General features: G+C 53.4%; 18 protein-coding genes. 2 read left to right on the top strand and 16 right to left on the bottom strand.

The features are described 5' to 3' along the window. Positions 1-18: 18 nt before the first annotated feature. Positions 19-1,266 (top strand): polysaccharide deacetylase family protein, encoded by a 1,248-nt coding sequence (locus A6013_RS18315; RefSeq protein WP_069733540.1) that lies wholly within the window; start codon positions 19-21, stop codon positions 1,264-1,266. Position 1,267: 1 nt separating this feature from the next. Here the strand turns inward: A6013_RS18315 and A6013_RS18310 are convergent, their stop codons facing one another. The 16 genes from A6013_RS18310 to thpR form a co-directional block, all read right to left on the bottom strand. Beyond that, positions 1,268-2,350, bottom strand: a complete 1,083-nt coding sequence (locus A6013_RS18310) for a fimbrial protein StkG (RefSeq protein WP_053086545.1) — start codon at positions 2,348-2,350, stop codon at positions 1,268-1,270. A 34-nt stretch (positions 2,351-2,384) separates the two neighbouring features. Next, complete coding sequence (locus A6013_RS18305) at positions 2,385-2,987, bottom strand: fimbrial-like protein (RefSeq protein WP_083264104.1); 603 nt, start codon at positions 2,985-2,987, stop codon at positions 2,385-2,387. Positions 2,988-3,016: 29 nt separating this feature from the next. Then, a complete protein-coding gene (locus A6013_RS18300) occupies positions 3,017-3,574 on the bottom strand; it encodes a fimbrial protein (protein WP_047367344.1) in 558 nt (185 codons plus the stop codon). Positions 3,575-3,597: 23 nt separating this feature from the next. Next, positions 3,598-4,176, bottom strand: a complete 579-nt coding sequence (locus tag A6013_RS18295; protein ID WP_047367345.1) for a fimbrial protein — start codon at positions 4,174-4,176, stop codon at positions 3,598-3,600. A 13-nt stretch (positions 4,177-4,189) separates the two neighbouring features. Further along, the gene (locus A6013_RS18290) at positions 4,190-6,769 is read right to left on the bottom strand and encodes an outer membrane usher protein (protein ID WP_048961414.1); all 2,580 of its coding nucleotides are present in this window, start codon (positions 6,767-6,769) and stop codon (positions 4,190-4,192) included. A 65-nt stretch (positions 6,770-6,834) separates the two neighbouring features. Continuing rightward, positions 6,835-7,572, bottom strand: coding sequence for a fimbrial chaperone (locus tag A6013_RS18285; protein ID WP_069733538.1), 738 nt, complete (start codon positions 7,570-7,572; stop codon positions 6,835-6,837). A gap of 62 nt (positions 7,573-7,634) precedes the next feature. Then, positions 7,635-8,222 carry a fimbrial protein gene (locus tag A6013_RS18280; RefSeq protein WP_063450621.1) on the bottom strand — a complete coding sequence of 196 codons (588 nt, stop codon included), beginning with the start codon at positions 8,220-8,222 and terminating at the stop codon, positions 7,635-7,637. A gap of 399 nt (positions 8,223-8,621) precedes the next feature. After that, positions 8,622-9,002 (bottom strand): aspartate 1-decarboxylase, encoded by a 381-nt coding sequence (gene panD, locus A6013_RS18275; RefSeq protein ID WP_003856284.1) that lies wholly within the window; start codon positions 9,000-9,002, stop codon positions 8,622-8,624. A 32-nt stretch (positions 9,003-9,034) separates the two neighbouring features. After that, positions 9,035-9,886 (bottom strand): pantoate--beta-alanine ligase, encoded by an 852-nt coding sequence (panC, locus tag A6013_RS18270; protein ID WP_008501942.1) that lies wholly within the window; start codon positions 9,884-9,886, stop codon positions 9,035-9,037. 11 nt (positions 9,887-9,897) lie between these two features. Further along, the gene (gene panB, locus A6013_RS18265) at positions 9,898-10,689 is read right to left on the bottom strand and encodes a 3-methyl-2-oxobutanoate hydroxymethyltransferase (protein ID WP_069733537.1); all 792 of its coding nucleotides are present in this window, start codon (positions 10,687-10,689) and stop codon (positions 9,898-9,900) included. A 123-nt stretch (positions 10,690-10,812) separates the two neighbouring features. Beyond that, positions 10,813-11,292: a 2-amino-4-hydroxy-6-hydroxymethyldihydropteridine diphosphokinase gene (folK, locus tag A6013_RS18260; protein WP_047367349.1), complete on the bottom strand. Its 480-nt coding sequence runs from the start codon at positions 11,290-11,292 to the stop codon at positions 10,813-10,815. Continuing rightward, positions 11,289-12,686 carry a polynucleotide adenylyltransferase PcnB gene (gene pcnB, locus A6013_RS18255; RefSeq protein ID WP_028015552.1) on the bottom strand — a complete coding sequence of 466 codons (1,398 nt, stop codon included), beginning with the start codon at positions 12,684-12,686 and terminating at the stop codon, positions 11,289-11,291. The genes folK and pcnB overlap by 4 nt, the downstream gene beginning before the upstream one ends. A 42-nt stretch (positions 12,687-12,728) precedes the next feature. After that, a complete protein-coding gene (gluQRS, locus tag A6013_RS18250) occupies positions 12,729-13,619 on the bottom strand; it encodes a tRNA glutamyl-Q(34) synthetase GluQRS (protein ID WP_069733536.1) in 891 nt (296 codons plus the stop codon). A gap of 59 nt (positions 13,620-13,678) precedes the next feature. Then, entirely contained in the window at positions 13,679-14,134 is a 456-nt protein-coding gene (gene dksA / locus A6013_RS18245) for an RNA polymerase-binding protein DksA (RefSeq protein ID WP_013095632.1), read from the bottom strand. A 176-nt stretch (positions 14,135-14,310) separates the two neighbouring features. After that, positions 14,311-15,015, bottom strand: coding sequence for a DNA/RNA nuclease SfsA (sfsA, locus tag A6013_RS18240; RefSeq protein WP_041911210.1), 705 nt, complete (start codon positions 15,013-15,015; stop codon positions 14,311-14,313). Then, positions 15,005-15,559, bottom strand: a complete 555-nt coding sequence (thpR, locus tag A6013_RS18235) for an RNA 2',3'-cyclic phosphodiesterase (protein WP_069733535.1) — start codon at positions 15,557-15,559, stop codon at positions 15,005-15,007. The genes sfsA and thpR overlap by 11 nt, the downstream gene beginning before the upstream one ends. A 73-nt stretch (positions 15,560-15,632) precedes the next feature. On the opposite strand from thpR, the gene hrpB reads away from it, so the two are divergent. Continuing rightward, the gene (gene hrpB, locus A6013_RS18230) at positions 15,633-18,062 is read left to right on the top strand and encodes an ATP-dependent helicase HrpB (RefSeq protein WP_069733534.1); all 2,430 of its coding nucleotides are present in this window, start codon (positions 15,633-15,635) and stop codon (positions 18,060-18,062) included. Positions 18,063-18,102 lie beyond the last annotated feature (40 nt).

Genomic DNA, 18,102 nt, shown 5'->3' with positions numbered 1-18,102 from the left:
CGTGTCGATTTATATCCTATGTTCATGCGCGTGTTCTTTCTCCTTTTGCTGCTGGTTTCCGGCGGGGCGTCTGCCAGCCTGATAAGTCAGCAAGGGCTTCCTGCTCAATATATGCAAACCACTGAGGATGCTGCCATCTGGGCTCAGGTAGGTAACTCTGTGGTTAATGTGGGCAATATTCGCGCAGGGCAGATCATCGCGGTCTTTCCCGCGGCGGCGGATTATTACGAATTTCGCTTCGGGTTCGGTACCGGCTTTATTGATAAAGACCACCTTGAGAAAGTGCAGGGTAAGCAACGCGTTGAGGACAGCCTGGGCGACCTGAACAAGCCGCTCAGTAACCAGAACCTCATCACCTGGAAAGATACGCCCGTCTATAACGCGCCCAGCAACGGAAGCGCGCCCTTTGGTACTCTGAGCGCCAACCTGCGTTATCCCATTCTGAACAAACTTAAAGACCGTCTGAATCAGACCTGGTATCAGATCCGCATCGGCAACCGCCTGGCGTGGATAAGCAGCCTGGACGCGCAGGAAGATAACGGCATTCCGGTTCTGACCTATCACCATATCCTGCGCGATGAGGAGAACACCCGTTTTCGTCATACCTCCACCACCACCAGCGTGCGCGCGTTCAGCAACCAGATGACCTGGCTTCGCGACCAGGGGTACACCACGCTGACGATGTATCAGCTGGAAGGCTACGTGCGCAACAAGATGAACCTGCCCGCGAAGGCGGTGGTGATTACCTTTGACGACGGCCTGAAGTCGGTGAGCCGTTACGCGTATCCTGTGCTGAAAGAGTATGGCTTCAACGCGACGGCGTTTATCATTTCGTCACGTATTAAAGGCCATCCGCAGAAGTGGGATCCGAAATCGCTGCAGTTTATGAGTGTTCAGGAAATTAAGGGCATTCAGGATGTGTTCGACATTCAGTCGCACACTCACTTCCTGCACCGCGTGGACGGGTATAAACACCCGATCTTACTGAGCCGCAGCTATCACGTGATCCTGTTTGATTTTGAGCGTTCTCGTCGCGCGCTGTCACAGTTCAACCCGCGTGTGCTCTACCTTTCTTATCCCTTTGGCGGCTATGACAATAAGGCGATCAAGGCGGCGAATGATGCCGGTTTCCATCTGGCCGTGACCACGGTGAAGGGGAAGGTGAAGCCGGGGGATAATCCGTTCTTACTGAAACGACTCTATATCTTAAGAACGGATTCGCTGGAGACGATGTCGCGGCTGATCAGCAATCAGCCGCAGGGATAAGCTATTCGTAGGTGATCTGCAACGTGCCGATGGCGCTGAACGTTCCTGAAGTGACTTTTTCTGTACCAGATTTAACTAACTGAGCCGTGAGAGACTCGCTAAATGACGGGATGATGGTGTTCCCTTTTGTCGCATAGTTGTTAGTTGAATTAGGCACCGCCAGGCTGTTGTCCGGCCACTTCAGCAACACGCCCACGCCTTTTGCCGCATTCGACGATGCGGTGTTCGCGAGTAAAGAGCCATCAGTCCCGGTTGTCTTGCTGGTGGTCAACTTCATCGTAATTTTGCGTGTGTTGGTGCAATTCCCTGACACGGTAGCAGAGACTTTTTGCGTGTTATCGTTCTCGACATCGGAAACATCATACTCCCCCAGATCTACGCTTTTAGGAGCCGTAAGAGTGCAGGTCGGTTTTTCAACAGGAACATTGAAGGCCATATCGGGTATCGTGATTAACGGACGTGGATGGTCACTTTCATCTGAGCTCCAGGGGTTACCTACGACAATATTGCCAATATTCCCGGCCACTGGACCAATCTGTGTGACGCTTGCGGGCACGCCAGCATATGAGGGTAATTGATAAAATTCCATACGGGCATACCACCATACTGCTTTAACCAGATCCGAATTATCCCCCTGATTGGCCGTTTCTACGTAACTTCCTGTAGTCGAAGGGAAAAAGGCATTAAAAGCGTTGTTGGTCGGGTACATGGCCAGCGTATAGGCGATCCCCGTTACGTTAGTTTTAAAGAGTGCTTTACCGTCCACGCCACCGACGACCAGTGTACTGTCCGTTTTCTGATAGACGCGCTCGCCATCTTTACCCATTGAGCACCAGGAGTAGAGGCCCGGAGTCACCTGCAAATCAATAAGGCCGCTTATTTTTGTTGGCGCGCTGACGCTCTCCAGGGGAACGATCTTGGGCTTTGCACCTTTGACATCCGAAATAGGCTGAACACTGTAACCATTAAATTTGCATTCATACAAATCGGCCGATGCAGAGAAACTTATTGCAAGAATTGACAAAGCAAGGCCTGCACCTTTTATGAAGAAATGACTTGTTCCGGCTCCTGCTATATAACACATTCAAAAATTCCTTATATCCGATGCTTGGTATATTTTAATTGTAAGTAACGCTGACCAGCACGCTTGTGGTAACTTTCCCCGCGCTGACAATCCCTGTGTCTTGATAACGGGCATAGAAATTATAATTTGTTAAATACTGGCTTTCGGTTTGGTTAGATACATCAAAAATAACATCTGACGTTCCTGACGCATTGACCACATTGGTATTGTCTTTTTCTGAGAAAATAACAACGCCGACGTTCTCTGCTCCTCCCCCAGAGGCGGGAATTTCATTGGCGAACACCTGTTGAGAGCTTCCGATAACTATCCCACTTTGAGGTTTAAACTCAAAATGCAGGGTTTTTGCCAGTCCAGATTCACTTTCCGCACAGCTTTTCAGCTGAATTTCGAAGCGAGTTCCCCCAGCTGCGTCACCGGGTTGTAGCCGTGGGCTGCCGTCGGAGTTATAAAACCAACCTTTGCCAACGATCGGTAAAATAACTTTGCCATCATTCGGAATACTTACCTGACACGTATTGTTGATGATGTTTGCCGTCAAATCCATCTCCAGGCTCGAGGCAAAACCTGCTGCGGGAAACCCCAGACAGCAGGCGAGCCATAACATCGCACTTCTAAAGTTTAAGCGGGAGTGGAACATCCTGTTTAAGCTATCAGTCTTAATAAACATTATTGATAGGTCACGATAAAAGTCACAGGGGCGCTGACCGAACCAGTGGTCACGTCAGAAATGGTTTTATCTTTAGCAATAACGATGCGCGCATCCATTTCAAATTTTCCCGCCCCGTTAGACAGGTTGACGATAGAAGTTGGGGCCGTGGCGCAGTTCAGCAGGGAACCTGAGTCGACAGAACCTTTCCAGATTTCAAAACCAACGTTATGCCCAGCTGCATATGAGTTCCCATTTTTGGCATTGCCAGTACAGGACCCGCCAGCACCCGGCGTGGCTTGAACGGAGGCATTTTTGACCCCGGCACAGTTAGTGAACGCGATTTTGAATGCCCCTGTTCGGTTCTGGCTCACCAGATCGGACTTAAATACATCGCCAAACGGCAAAATGCTAATAGGAGCCCCGCTCGCATCCTGAATCTCGGCATTACAGGTTCCGGCTTCAATGGTGGACGTAAAGGTGGCCTGAACGCTCGTCGTACCCGTAATGGCGCTCAAACAAACGGAAGGCAGGATGGCAGTCATCGCAAACACCAGTGATGTCATTTTCTTTTTCATATTAACGCTCCGTATTGCGCCAGTTATTCATAGGTGAAATTAAACGTAGCGATACCGCTAAAGTTGCCGGTCATGCCTTGCCCGCTTGCAGTTTCCACCAGCGTCGCCAGGAGTTGAACTTCGCCAGCACTTATTTCTCCGCTCGACCAGACGAGGCGCTGAGTATCAGTGGATGAATTAATGACAAAAGGGGCATCCGGAGTGGCGGTGCGGGAAATCGCCACGCCAATATTTTCTGCGCTGCCCTCACCGGAGAGTGAATTTTTAATTGCCGTATTCAGTGGGCTGGCACTACCACTAATGGTCGTGTTCAGCTTTGTCAGACTCGAAGGGCATGAGACCATTTTGAGTTTAAAATTTGTTGTTGCTTTGGCATTTTTGAGGATGATGTAATCCAGGCGTACCTTGCCGTCGGTGCCAATGGGAATAACGTTGCTGGAGCCATCACCGCTGCCACCTTCAATTTTCATATCGCAGGTGGTGTCACGGATATTAGCGGTAAAGGTAATATCGAGATTATCGGCGTATGTTCCGAGCGACAGCGCCATCAGACTCGAACTTAATACCCATAATCCTGTTTTTTTCCCAGGTTTAAAAAGCATGCTCTAACTCCTTTTATAATACTGTGATGCGGCAGGTCTGGCCTGTCAGCAGCGTTGTTGGTCCAATCTTTTTCGCATTGGGCGGAATCTGATAGGAGACAGTACAGGATGTGCCGGACTCACTTCCCCAGACGATTTTTAACAACCCTTTATCTTCAATTCCGCGAATCCAGGCTTGCCCGGCCTGACCTACGCTACCTACGGATACGCCTTGCTCAGTTTGAACATCGGCACCAAGCGGAATAAACCCACCGTCGTCACGCGTCAGTTCCATTAACACTGAACGCCCTTGATCGGTCTCAAAATTAACCAGCACAACGGCACCGCTACGAGGGACAGTAGTGGAACGGGTATTTTTCACTTCAACGTCAGAGCGCATATCGCTGATATCAAGACCGACGTTGTTTTCACGGTAGGCAGACAGATAGGGCATAAGGGCATAGCCTGAAGAGCCAATTTCACCGTTACCGATGGAGACTCGGGCACCTTCTGCTCCCTCAGCTTTAATCAGCGCAAGCGTATCGCTTTCGCTAATGCTGCCAGGGGCGAGTGTTATGCCACCAGAGTGCAGAATCATCCCGCCGCTATAGCTGGCGGAATATTGTCGGCTATCATCATCGGATGCGGAGACGGAAAGACTCACCGGTCCATGCGGGCCGTTATAACTCCCGTAACCGCTTAGCTGATTTAACGTATCGTCGTTACGCGTGGTGCTTTCGGTGATGCTGTAACTGAACCGGTTATCTTCGGTGTTGCCGTTGGCGCTGGCGTTAAAACTTCCACCGCCTTTTAGATCGCTGCCGATGCCCGTGGTGAGGGATGAGAACCCGCCTGCACGCTTGCCGTTACCCATCAGCGTGTCGAAAGGAATTGTGAGGCTCAGATAGACACTATCATCTTTTTCCCCGAACTCGTTGTAGGTGCGCTGCACGGAGAGGCTGTAACTTCCCCAGCTTAACGATTGACTGTGGCCAACCGAGTACTGCGCTGATGAGCTGCTTTCATTCCAGTAGTCCTGCCAGGTGGAGTTGACATACAGCGATCCCAAATCAAGGCCGTTAAAGGCCAACGGCTGGCTGATGTTCACCTGGATCTGGTTCTTCATGCGCTGGAAAGTCTGGTACACATCGCTGTTATCACGGTCAGGGTTAAGCTCCCTGTCACGGTATTTGATCTCGTTGGTCAAGGAAGCTGCATCGCTCAGGCTGAGATAGTCAGATGTCGAAAACCGGTATGCTGCTACGTTGAAAGAGGTATTCGTGGCTTCCATGAGTTTGCTGTAGGAGATACGATAACTCTCACCCTTAAGATGCCGTAAGCCGTCGATCCGGGCATCAGAATGCGTGACATCAAAGGCGAATGCGCCAATGCGGGTGTTCATAGCCAAACCCACCAATGCGGCGTAAAAATCGCTATCGGTGTACTCCAGACCCGCATAACCTGTGAAGGTATTGGTTAATCCATAATAGCCCGTGGCGTAACCTACCTTTGGCTTGTCACGTAAGTTATCGTCACGCAGTTCACCCACGCCGACATCCCATCGGGAGTAGCCCGGGCGCAGCATTTGCGCGACCGAGGAATACGCGACCGAGAAGGAACGTTTGCTGCCATCCGCTTCTTCTACAGTGACGATAAGATCGCTGCCATAACCCGTCGTACTGAGATCTGAGATTTCAAAGGGCCCCGGCGGGACGGAGGTTTCGTAAATCGTGTTTCCGCTCTGGGCGATCGTGACTTTGGCGTTGCTGTTTGCCACACCCCGAATCACCGGCGCATAAGTCGATATGCCATTAGGAAGCATACGATCATCGTTATATAAACGCGCCCCGCGCAGACTAATGGAATCGAAAGCATCTCCACGGGTGTAGGAGTCTCCCGCGATAAACTGTGCTTTCAGCGGCGTGATATCACGCTGGAGATAAATGTCCTGGCTGGCGTAATGGGTACCGGAATCCCGATCCCAGTTCAGATTACCTCGTGCCCGGAGCCGCCACGGGCCCAGGTTTGCTCCATAGCGCAACCCTGCGTAGGCCGTATCGGTGCTGTAATCAGACGTGTCCGCATGCCAGCCGTTAAGATCCCAGGAGAGCATCGCCGCCGGGATCCCGTCTTCCCAAAGTGAAGGATCGACAAATCCCGCCGGGCGCTGAATGACGAAAGCCTGGGGAATAGAAAGGTCCAACTCCTGCGTGGAAGGATCGTAAGCCACACGTGAGCCGGGATAGGCGTCTGACACAGAGATGCACGTATCTTCGGAATCATCCCCTGCTGGTTTAAGTTGCTCGGTTGCTACATTTGTCTGGGTGAGCAGTTTACGCGTGATGCAGGGCGTGGCGCGCGGTGTACCATTCTCCTTAAACACAAGATCCGTGGTAATGGAAGGTTTCCCGTTAATAACCACCTTCACCTTATACGTCCCGGCAAGAACAGGGTTGCCTTTTGAAAAACGGCTGACATCAATTGATGTACCGGTGTTATAAAGAAACTGATCGTTAAACTGCACGTCTTCTTCTTTATTATTTTCAGCAGCAAATGCACAAAACGGCAATACCGCACTTATCGATAAACATAGTAGTGAACGTTTAAACCGCATGATGTACTCTGTCCCAGAGTTAAGCTAATTATAGTTATTCCGAATGATACGAGGCGGATAAATAATCAATTCTGTATGGATTCATACTTATCAATTCCACCGAAATCATTGATGGCTTGCCAGGTGATTTTGTTATACCCCAAGGTGTTATGATTTTTTACGTTCATAGTCTGGCTTGAGAATGGCTCAATATAATGCGTTTCAATATCGTAGCTTTTAGCACCAGCAATAAGCGTTGCCCCCGCCAGTGATACATAATACGGTGAATCATTCTTCGCACTTAAAACGATATTTTGACCTTGACGGGTTTCAGTCCATTTAAGATTTTTAGCCGCATCTGTCGGTTCTCCTTTCAAACCTGTAGGCCGGAAAAAGAGTTTTATGCGGGTACGGAATGCCAGCTGAAGCATGCTTTGCGTATCGCTTTCCTTTGCCTTTGGCGGAACTTCCAGAACGTTAAACCAGAACATGGATTCTTTATCTTTTGGCAATGACTGACCAAGCCAGGTGATTCTGACCGTTTGCCCTTTTTGCGGTTCTACACGCGATACAGGAGGCGTGACAATAAAGGGAAGTTTCAGCTCTTGAGGATTAGTGGTATCTCTTCCGTCATCGAGCCAGGTTTGTACCAGTAAAGGTCTGGTGCCACGGTTATCCATAGACACCGTTACGTCTTTTGCCGATTCTGGATAAATGACACGGGTGCCGGAAATCACAATATCTGCACTGGCGTTAAGAGCAAAAACGCTCACCGAGGCCAGCAGCAGGGCTTTTAATCCGCTCTTAATATTCAGTAAGTACATGTCTACTCTCAAATAATACGAAAAAATGTGCCCGGCTGGGCACATTAACAGGACGAATAAAATTATTCGTAGCTCATGGTGAAGTAAGCGTTGGCGCTAACTTTACCTGACTGCACAGGGCTAGTATCTTTCACCCAGTTGGAGCCAGGGACATAAGCAACACGGTAGAACAGTTTACCGGAGCCGGCTTTCAGGTCTGTTTTCTGCGTATTATTGTCAGGCTGGCCTACCATAATACGAGATGAAACGGTTGGGGCATTGTTAAACAGGGCAAGTGCAACGTTGGTTGCAGAGCCTTGTACGTTAGCATCGGGTTCAATAGTACCGTTCGCAATAGCGCCCATATTTTTTGACATGAAGCTTGCAGAGGCATTCTTTAATGTCTCAGGGCAATTGGTGAGCAGCAGTTCAAAGTTTTTGGAACCGACGCCAGTATCAATAGTTGTGGATTCAACTTCAGATTTTTTAACGACGGGTAAGGTAATAGTAATATTGTTTTGTGATTCACCATTAGAGGTGGAAATATTACATGTTGTGTCTGTTACCGCACCATCAAAGGTGATTAAACCAAGATCCGTATCTGCGATTGCTGAAAAAGAACCTACTGCAAACAAAGCTACAGCTGAAGCTAATAACGTTTTTTTTAACATAATTGAAATTCCATTTAAAAAACATTGTAATGATTTAATACAAGCAAAATGATGATAGGGATCTCTGTATACGTTGGGTATTTAGAATTACTAAAAGTTATAATTAGAAAAAATTAAAGATTGATAAGTCATTGAAAAAGATCTTGAAAATGATCTCAAAAAAAACACTGGGGATTATTTTTTATTGCGTTGATGTGGTATTGGCAGGCTTGGATTATTAATGGCATTGATCATTTCCCATTCGAATATAACTGAGGGGAATGTTTATTTGAGAAAGGAGACGCGAAAAGAGAGGTGAAAATAAGAGAAATGAGTAAAGAGATGCTATTTACATAATTCAGAATGATGTGTTTTTTCCTGTTAAGGAGCGGATCCAGAGGGTTCCGCTCCTTGTTAGAATCAGGCAACCTGAACCGGAATTGCCTTTGCGGTGCGCTTCATTTCATTGTCGCCTTCGAAGTAGGCCACTTTAGGCTGCCAGCGGCGGGCCTCTTCGTCAGACATCATCACGAAGCTGGCGATGATCACAATGTCGCCCACGTCCGCACAGTGCGCCGCAGCGCCGTTAACGGAGATGATTTTAGAACCGCGCTCGGCGGCAATCGCATAAGTAGAGAAGCGTTTACCGTTGTTCACGTTCCAGATATCAATCGCTTCGTTTTCAAGGATACCCGCCGCGTCGAGAAAATCCTGGTCAATGGCGCAGGAGCCTTCATAGTGCAGGTCGGCCTGCGTGACTTTCACACGGTGAAGCTTACCTTGCAGCATTTTGCGAATCATTACGTTTACCTTTAATTATCAAGGGTGAAGAACTACGCCAGCTCAACCACTTTATTGTCAATCAGGCGTGCCTGGCCGAGCCATGCCGCCACCAGGATGACTGCGCGCTTGCTGTTCTGGGTTAATTCCAGCAGCGTATCAGCATCACGAATTTGTACGTCGTCAGCACGAAGGCCCTTATCGTTAAGCGCCTGCTCGGCAAGAGCAATAATCTCTTCTGCTGTTAACTCTTTTGCCAGCATCTGCTCTGCCATGGTGTTCATAACCTTGCTCAGGCCCGGCGCGATTTTACGCTGTTCGGCGGTCAGGTAACCATTCCGCGAGCTGAGCGCCAGACCGTCTTTCGCACGCACAATCGGTACGCCGACGATCTCAATATCGTAACCCATGTCAGCAACCATCTTGCGGATCAGCGCCAGCTGCTGGAAATCTTTCTCACCGAAGCAGGCAACGTCCGGCTGCACCAGGTTAAATAGCTTGCTGACGATGGTGGAGACGCCGCGGAAGTGGCCCGGACGGCTTGCTCCTTCCAGCATGGTGGAAATGCCCGGGACGTCAACGTAGGTCGCCTCTTCGGTACCCTGCGGGTAAACGTCCGCAGGTGCAGGTGAGAAGACGATATCCGCGTGGCGTTTTTTGAGCTTCTCGCAATCTTCCTGCAGAGTGCGCGGATAGCGTGCCAGATCGTCGGCGCGGTCGAACTGCATGGGGTTCACGAAGATACTGACCACCACGATATCTGCTCGCGCACGGGCTTCGTCGACGAGCTTCATGTGGCCGTCATGCAGATTGCCCATGGTCGGGACCAGTGCGATACGTTTACCTTCCTGACGCGCGCGGCGGATATGCTGGCGAAGCAGCGGCAGGGTTTCAATGATTAGCACAACGAGACTCCTTAATGGAAACTGTGTTCTTCACCCGGGTAAACACCGGATTCAACGTCGGCAATATACTGCCTGACCGCAGCGCGCATGTCGCCCGCTTCAGTGAGGAAATTTTTGGCAAATTTCGGGATATGCCCGCCAGTAATACCAAAGGCGTCGTGCATCACCAGAATCTGACCGTCGGTCACGTTGCCTGCACCAATACCAATCACCGGAATGGAGAGTGCGTCGGTGATGCGTTTCGCCAGCTCAACCGGCACGCACTCCAGCACCAGCAGCTGTGCGCCAGCGGCTTCCAGCGTCAGGGCATCCTCAAACAGCGTCTGCGCTGCGTCGCCGCGGCCCTGCACCTTATACCCGCCAAAGATGTTGACGGACTGCGGGGTCAGGCCCAAATGACCACACACCGGCACGGCGCGTTCGGTGAGCATTTTCACCGTCTCCACCAGCCAGGCGCCGCCTTCAATTTTGACCATGTTAGCGCCAGCGCGCATCACTGCCGCCGCGTTTTCAAATGCCTGCTCTGGCGTGGCATAGGCCATAAACGGCAGGTCGGAAAGCAGAAGGCAGCCTGGCGCACCGCGGCGTACCGCACGGGTGTGATATGCAATATCTTCGACCGTGACCGGCAGGGTGGAATCATGTCCTTGTACCGTCATCCCTAACGAATCTCCGACCAGCATGACGTTGATACCCTCTTCGGCAAACAGTTTGGCGAAGCTGTAGTCATACGCGGTGATGGTGGCGAAGCGTTTTTTTTCCTGTTTGCATTTCTGCAGTAAGGAGATGGTGGTTGGTTTCATACTGTTTCCTGATAGCCCAAAAGCGAATCTTTGCGCATTCTAACAGTAACATTCGAGGGAACAATGATTTTAGGCAACCGATTAACCACAATTATTCTGGGGTCAACCGGTGAGGGAAGAGGATCACCAGCGAGCGGGTCTTTCCGCGTTCAGGTTGTCCAGAACGGCCTTGAGCGGGATGCCTTCCGGGAAGGTGAGATCGGGCGCCACTTCAAAGAGCGGCCAGAGCATAAAGCCACGATTTTTCATGTCGTAATGCGGTACGGTGAGGCGTTCAGTGTTAATCACCTCATGGCCGAACAGCATAATATCGAGATCAAGCGTGCGCGGCCCCCAGCGTTCGGCTTTGCGTACGCGCCCCTGCTGCAGTTCGATGCGCTGAGTGTTGTCCAGCAGCGTTTCGGCATCGAGGGATGTTTCCAGCACCACGGCGGCGTTCAGATAATCAGGCTGATCCTGCGGACCTAGCGGCGGCGTGCGGTAAAAGGAGGAGACCGCCACGATACGGCTTTGCGGGATCTCACCCAGCGCCTGTACGGCAGCATTCACCTGCTCCAGCGGAGAGGCTAAATTGCTGCCGATGGCGATATACGCAAGGGTCATGCTGTCCCTTCACGACGCGGTGCGCGTTTGCGCGGACGACGATGACGGCGACGCGGGGCAGGTTCTTCATCCAGCCCGGTCAGCATATCTTTCTGCTCCGGCGGGGCGGAAACCTGGAATTCGGCCCACCACTGCGCCAGGCGCTGTAGCTCCTGATTGCGTTCAGTTTCCGCACGCAGCGACAGCAGGTCGAAGGCGGCGCGGAACTTTGGATGCTCCATCAGCTTCCAGGCACGTTTGCCCTGACGGCGGGACATGCGCAGCTGAAGCTGCCAGATGTCGCGCACCAGCGTGGTAATACGTTTTGGGATAGCCAGCGTGCGGCACCCTTCGTCCAATACATCGTTCGCGGCCAGCGCGAAGGCATCGTAATAGGCGAGGCCGCTCTCCTGGGTGATTCTTTGAGCCGTTTCCAGCAGCGGGTACCAGAACATTGCCGCAAACAGGAATGCCGGGTTCACGCGCATATCGTTATGGATGCGGGTGTCGGTATTTTTCAGTACCTGCGCAATCATCCGCTCCATTGGGCTGTCGCCGTTCTCGGTGAAGTAACGGGTAATGGTCGGGAACAGTGGCTGGAACAGGTTGTATTCGCGCAGCAGATTGTAGGTTTCGAACCCGTAGCCGGCCTGCAGCAGCTTCAGCGCCTCTTCAAACAGGCGGGCAGGCGGCACGTCGTTAATCAGCGTCGCCAGACGCGGGATCGGCTCTGCGGTTTCCGGGCTGATGCGCATGTTCAGCTTGGCGGCAAAACGCACGGCGCGCAGCATGCGAACCGGATCTTCGCGATAGCGGGTTTCCGGCGTGCCGATCAGGCGGATCAGACCCTCTTTCAGGTCCTGCATGCCGCCGACGTAATCACGCACGGTGAAATCCGCCACGCTGTAATAAAGGCTGTTGATGGTGAAGTCGCGACGCTGGGCATCTTCTTCGATAGAGCCGAAGATATTGTCGCGCAGCAGCATACCGTTCTGGCCGCGCTGTGACGTGGTGCGGTCGGATGCACCCGCTTCGTGGTGGCCGCGGAAGGTCGCCACTTCGATGATTTCCGGCCCAAACATCACGTGAGCCAGACGGAAACGGCGGCCAACGAGACGGCAGTTGCGGAATAATTTACGCACCTGCTCGGGCGTGGCGCTGGTCGTCACGTCGAAATCTTTCGGTTTTTTGCCCAGCAGTAAATCACGCACCCCACCGCCAACGAGATAGGCCTCGTAGCCCGCTTTATTCAGACGATAGAGTACCTTGAGGGCATTTTCACTGATATCTTTGCGGGAAATATTGTGCTGCTCACGCGGAATAACCGACATGTGTGGCTGTGCAATAGCGTCGTTCGCCATGCTCTCTTCGCGGCTTAGCACTTTACGGCAAAAATTAGCGACTCGGGTAAAAATGGTACACCTCGTAGTGTGTTTTGTTATGAAAAAAGCGGCTAATCATAGCTCAGCGCAACGCATTTGAGAATGCTGGATTTTTGGCACTGCCGCGAGCGTCCAGTTGGCAATGGCTATTTTCAGCAATTCGTCAATGCGCAGATCCTGCCATTCGTTGGTTACATTCTGGTTGAGAAATCGCAGCGCGTCGATCAAAACAGGACGCGGATCGCCGTCTGGCAGGGCCGGGGCGTGGTTCTGCTTGGAGAGCTTAACGCCCTGCGCATTGACCGCCAGCGGCAGATGAATGTAATCCGGCGCCGTCCAGCCAAACTGATGATAAAGCGAGATTTGCCGTACGGTCGGTTCGACCAGGTCCGCCCCGCGCACAATTTCCGTCACGCCCTGGAAATGATCGTCGACGACCACCGCCAGGTTATACGCAAACAGACCATCACGACGGTGAATAATAAAATCTTCACATGCCAGACGTTCATCCGCCCTAATCTCACCGGAGAGCCGATCGTGGAAGCGGGTGACGGGCGCGCGCTGTAGCAAGCGTACGGCGGCATTTTCCGCGGGAAGATTCAGCGTGCGGCAGTGGCCGTCATACACACCTCCCACGCTCTGGATACGCGCGCGGGTGCAGGTGCAGTTATAGGAGAGCCCCTGAGCGCTGAGCCAGGCCAGACGTTCCCGATAAGCCTCATGACGTTGTGACTGCCACAGAACGTCGCCGTCCCAGTGAAGACCGTAATGTTCCAGCTGACGCAGAATGGTGTCTGCAGCACCGGGAACTTCACGCGGAGGGTCAATATCTTCGATGCGGACGAGCCATTTACCCTGACTGGCGCGAGCCTGCAGGTAGCTGCCAAGCGCGGCAATTAATGAGCCGAAGTGTAATTCACCGGAAGGAGATGGCGCAAAGCGCCCGATATAGTGTGATTCAGACATATCAACAGTAACAAGGCGGGAGAGACTCCCGCCTTTGAAGTGTATAAACAGCGCTGGCGTTAGCCGGCCATCTGTTTTTCGCGGATTTCGGCCAGCGTTTTACAGTCGATGCACAGATCGGCGGTTGGACGCGCTTCCAGGCGACGAATACCGATTTCAACACCGCAGGATTCGCAGTAGCCAAAATCTTCGTCTTCGACTTTTTTCAGCGTTTTCTCGATCTTTTTGATCAGCTTGCGTTCGCGGTCACGGTTACGCAGTTCGAGGCTGAACTCTTCTTCCTGAGCGGCACGGTCTACCGGATCCGGGAAGTTAGCAGCTTCATCCTGCATATGCGAAACGGTGCGATCCACTTCATCCCTGAGTTGATTACGCCATGCTTCAAGAATACGCTTGAAGTGCGACAGCTGGGCTTCGTTCATATACTCTTCGCCCGGCTTCTCTTGATACGGCTCCACCCCAGCGATGGCGAGAATACTCAGGGACGATGTTTTACGGTTTTGCCCTTCTTGCATGTTGCTTCTCCTTAACACGCACTATCGATCCCCGTGTTGGGGGAAAAATCAGGTCGCTATAAATAGCAGATGCTTTTCCGTATGGCAATTATCTAAACGTAACACTTGACAAGCCTGTGAGGAAAAGCGTATTTGCGCACGCGGCCAGAACACTTATTCATCAATCGTCTAATCCCTTATAAGACAATGGGAAGAGACGATCTCAGAGTCATATTATCGGCAGAAAGTTCCGCTTTATAAGCTAAAACCTCTACCCCCTGCTTTTGTGCCTCATTCAACAGTTGTGCGTATTTAGGATCGATATGGCGGGCAGGGGAAAACCGTTCAATCGCTGTATGCAACACCGCAAACAGCAATACGGCGCGTTTGCCCGCCGCCGCAACACTCATTAGCTCTCGCAGATGCTTCTGCCCGCGTAGCGTTACCGCATCCGGAAAGAAGCCGTTTTCCTGTTCCGCTAACGTCACTGATTTTACTTCAATATAGCACTCAGGACGGCCTTCCGCCTGTAACATGAAGTCAATTCTGCTGCCTTCATCGCCGTATTTCACTTCTGTTTTATGCGTACCGTAACCCACCAGTTCGGGAATGGCTCCATTCGTCAGCGCTTCCTTAACCAGCTGATTTGCACGCAGAGTATTAACACAAATAAACGCCCCGTTTTGCGTTTCGGTTATTTCCCAGGTATGGGGATATTTGCGTTTAGTATTTTCTGAAGTGGAATACCAGACCGTGTCACCCGGTGCGGCGCAACCGGTCATGGCGCCGGTGTTGGGGCAGTGCAGGGTGAGCTCTTCGCCTTCTGGCGTCACCACGTCGGCGAGGAAGCGTTTGTAGCGTTGGATCAGCGTGGCGGACTGGAGTGCAGGACTAAACTTCATCGGAATTCCTTGTGGTGTCGCCCAACGTCCAGCGCTGTAGCGGCCTGTAGCGGGTGCGTCCCCGTGCAAAGACGGATTCATAAAGCGCGAATTCATTAACCGGAAAAGCCCAGTGAAAACCCGGCGGCGGAATGGCAACGGCCTGACCGGCATCGCGCAGCAGCGTGACGTGCGGATGAAACGGCTGCGGGCTCTGGTAACAGCCGCTGCGCGCTGCCTGCGCGCGCAACATATTGGCGAGCTGTAACAACCCGCGCGGCGGCTGGCGCGTACCCAGCCAGACCACGCGCGAACGCAGCCACTGACCCGCATCGTCAAGGTGCAGCGTAAACGCCGGCTGGACAATACGCCCGGCCATGGCGGCTAATGCCCGCTGTTTTTCGGCGCTCACGTCACCCAAAAAGGCCAGCGTCAGGTGCAGGTTTGCCGCCGCAACGGGTCGGCCCGCTTCCGGTGGAAAATGTTCCGCGCGCCAGCGAACGATTTGCCGCTGAAGGGGGGTGGGCAATTCAATGGCAAAAAACAGCCGTTTCGACTCAGACATACGGGGGACTCGGTAATGATATGCGCCGATGCTACAATGTACGCCGACTAATGTTAACCCTCTGGAGCTGTTAGTGTCCTCATTGCCGGTCGCCGTCGTTCTTCCTGAGCTTCTCGCTGCCTTACAACATGCCCCGCAGGTTTTGCTTAACGCGCCTACGGGGGCGGGTAAATCTACCTGGCTGCCGCTGCAGATCCTTAAAGAGGGGAAGATTGCCGGGAAAATTATCCTGCTGGAGCCGCGCAGGCTGGCCGCGCGCAACGTGGCGCAGCGCCTGGCGGAACTGCTGAATGAAAAACCGGGTGAAACGGTAGGCTACCGGATGCGCGCCGAAACCTGCGTCGGCCCGTCCACGCAGCTTGAGGTGGTCACCGAGGGCATTCTTACCCGCATGCTGCAAAACGACCCGGAGTTGAACGGCGTCGGGCTGGTGATCCTGGATGAATTCCACGAGCGCAGCCTGCAGGCCGATCTGGCCCTCGCGCTGTTGCTCGATGTTCAGCAGGGGCTGCGCGACGATCTGCGGCTGCTGATTATGTCGGCGACGCTGGATAACGAGCGGCTACGACAGGCATTACCCGATGCGCCGGTCATCAGCTCAGAAGGACGGGCATTTCCTGTTGAGCGTCGCTATCAGCCGCTTCCTGCCCATCAGCGCTTTGACGAAGCGGTAGCTATTGCCACTGCTGACCTGCTTCGCCAGGCGCCCGGCTCGCTGCTGCTGTTTTTGCCCGGCGTGGGGGAGATTCAGCGCGTGCAGGAGCGGCTGGCCTCCAGGGTGGGCAGTGACGTACTGCTTTGCCCGCTCTATGGCGCCCTGTCGTTGACCGAGCAGCGTAAAGCCATCCTTCCCGCCCCGGCGGGGCAGCGTAAAGTCGTGCTGGCAACCAACATTGCCGAAACCAGTTTAACCATCGAAGGCATTCGCCTGGTGGTGGATAGCGCGCAGGAGAGGGTGGCGAGCTTTGATCCGCGCACCGGGCTGACTAAATTGCTGACACAACGCATCAGCCAGGCGTCAATGGTGCAGCGCGCGGGCCGTGCGGGGCGTCTTGAGCCGGGTATTAGCCTGCATTTGACCAGCGCGGAGCAGGCTGAACGCGCGGCACAGCAAAGCACGCCGGAGATTTTACAAAGCGATCTCTCCGGGCTGGTGATGGATCTCCTGCTTTGGGGCTGCCCGGATCCTGAACAGCTCACCTGGCTTAATCCGCCGCCTGTCGTGAATCTCGCCGCCGCGCGCAGCCTGCTCACCCAGCTTGGCGCGCTGGAAGGTGAACGTCTGACGGCGCGCGGTCAGAAAATGGCGGCGCTGGGCAACGATCCGCGTCTGGCGGCGATGCTGGTGGCCGCGCAGGGCGAAGATGAAATTGCCACAGCGGCGAAACTGGCGGCTATTCTTGAGGAGCCGCCGCGCGGAGGCAGCAGCGATCTGGGGCAGGCGTTTTCGCGCAATCAGGGAAACTGGCAGCAGCGGACGCAGCAGCTGTGCAAACGCCTGAACTGCCGGGGCGGTTCACCTGACGGCGATAAGATTGCCTCCCTTCTGGCGCTGGCCTTCCCGGACCGGATTGCGCGCCGCCGCGGGCTGGATGGACGCTACCAGCTGGCAAACGGCATGGGGGCGATGCTGGACAGCGATGATGCCCTGACGCGACATGAATGGCTGATCGCGCCGCTCCTGCTTCAGGGCAGCCAGTCTCCTGATGCCCGTATTTTACAGGCGATTGCCGTGGACATAGATGCCCTGACGCGTACCTGCCCGCAGCTGCTCCAGCAATCGGACATCGTGGAATGGGATGACGCTCAGGGGACGCTAAAGGCGTTTCGGCGTAGTCAGATTGGCAAACTGATCCTCGGGACGAAACCGCTGGCGAAGCCGTCGGAAGAAGAGTTACACCAGGCAATGCTGAACGGTATTCGGGAAAAGGGCCTTAACGTCCTGAACTGGACGCCGGAAGCTGAACAGTATCGCATTCGTCTGCACTGCGCCGCGAAGTGGCTACCGGAATACGGCTGGCCCGCGGTGGATGATGAGACGCTGCTCGCGACGCTTGAGCAGTGGCTGCTGCCGCAAATGAGCGGCGTGCACTCTCTGCGCGCCCTTAAGGCGCTTGATGTTAAGACCGCGTTACAGAATTTACTGGACTGGTCATTACGTCAACGTCTGGATAGTGAGCTTCCTGGGCATTACACTGTGCCCACCGGGAGCCGGATTGCCATTCGTTATCATGAGGATAATCCTCCGGCGCTGGCGGTTCGGATGCAGGAGATGTTTGGTGAGGCAACCACGCCGTCTATTGCGGAAGGGCGGGTGCCGTTGGTGCTTGAGCTGCTCTCGCCTGCGCATCGTCCGTTGCAGATCACCCGCGATCTGGGGGCGTTCTGGGCGGGAAGCTACCGTGAAGTGCAGAAAGAGATGAAAGGGCGCTACCCCAAACACGTATGGCCGGACGATCCGGCGAATACGGCGCCGACGCGGCGGACGAAGAAATATTCGTAGTAGGGAAAGTGCGGCCTGATGCCCTCACCCCGGCCCTCTC

The organism is Enterobacter sp. IF2SW-B1 (genome assembly GCF_001743375.1).
GTDB lineage: Bacteria > Pseudomonadota > Gammaproteobacteria > Enterobacterales > Enterobacteriaceae > Enterobacter > Enterobacter bugandensis.
This window is presented reverse-complemented; position numbering and strand designations above follow the sequence as displayed.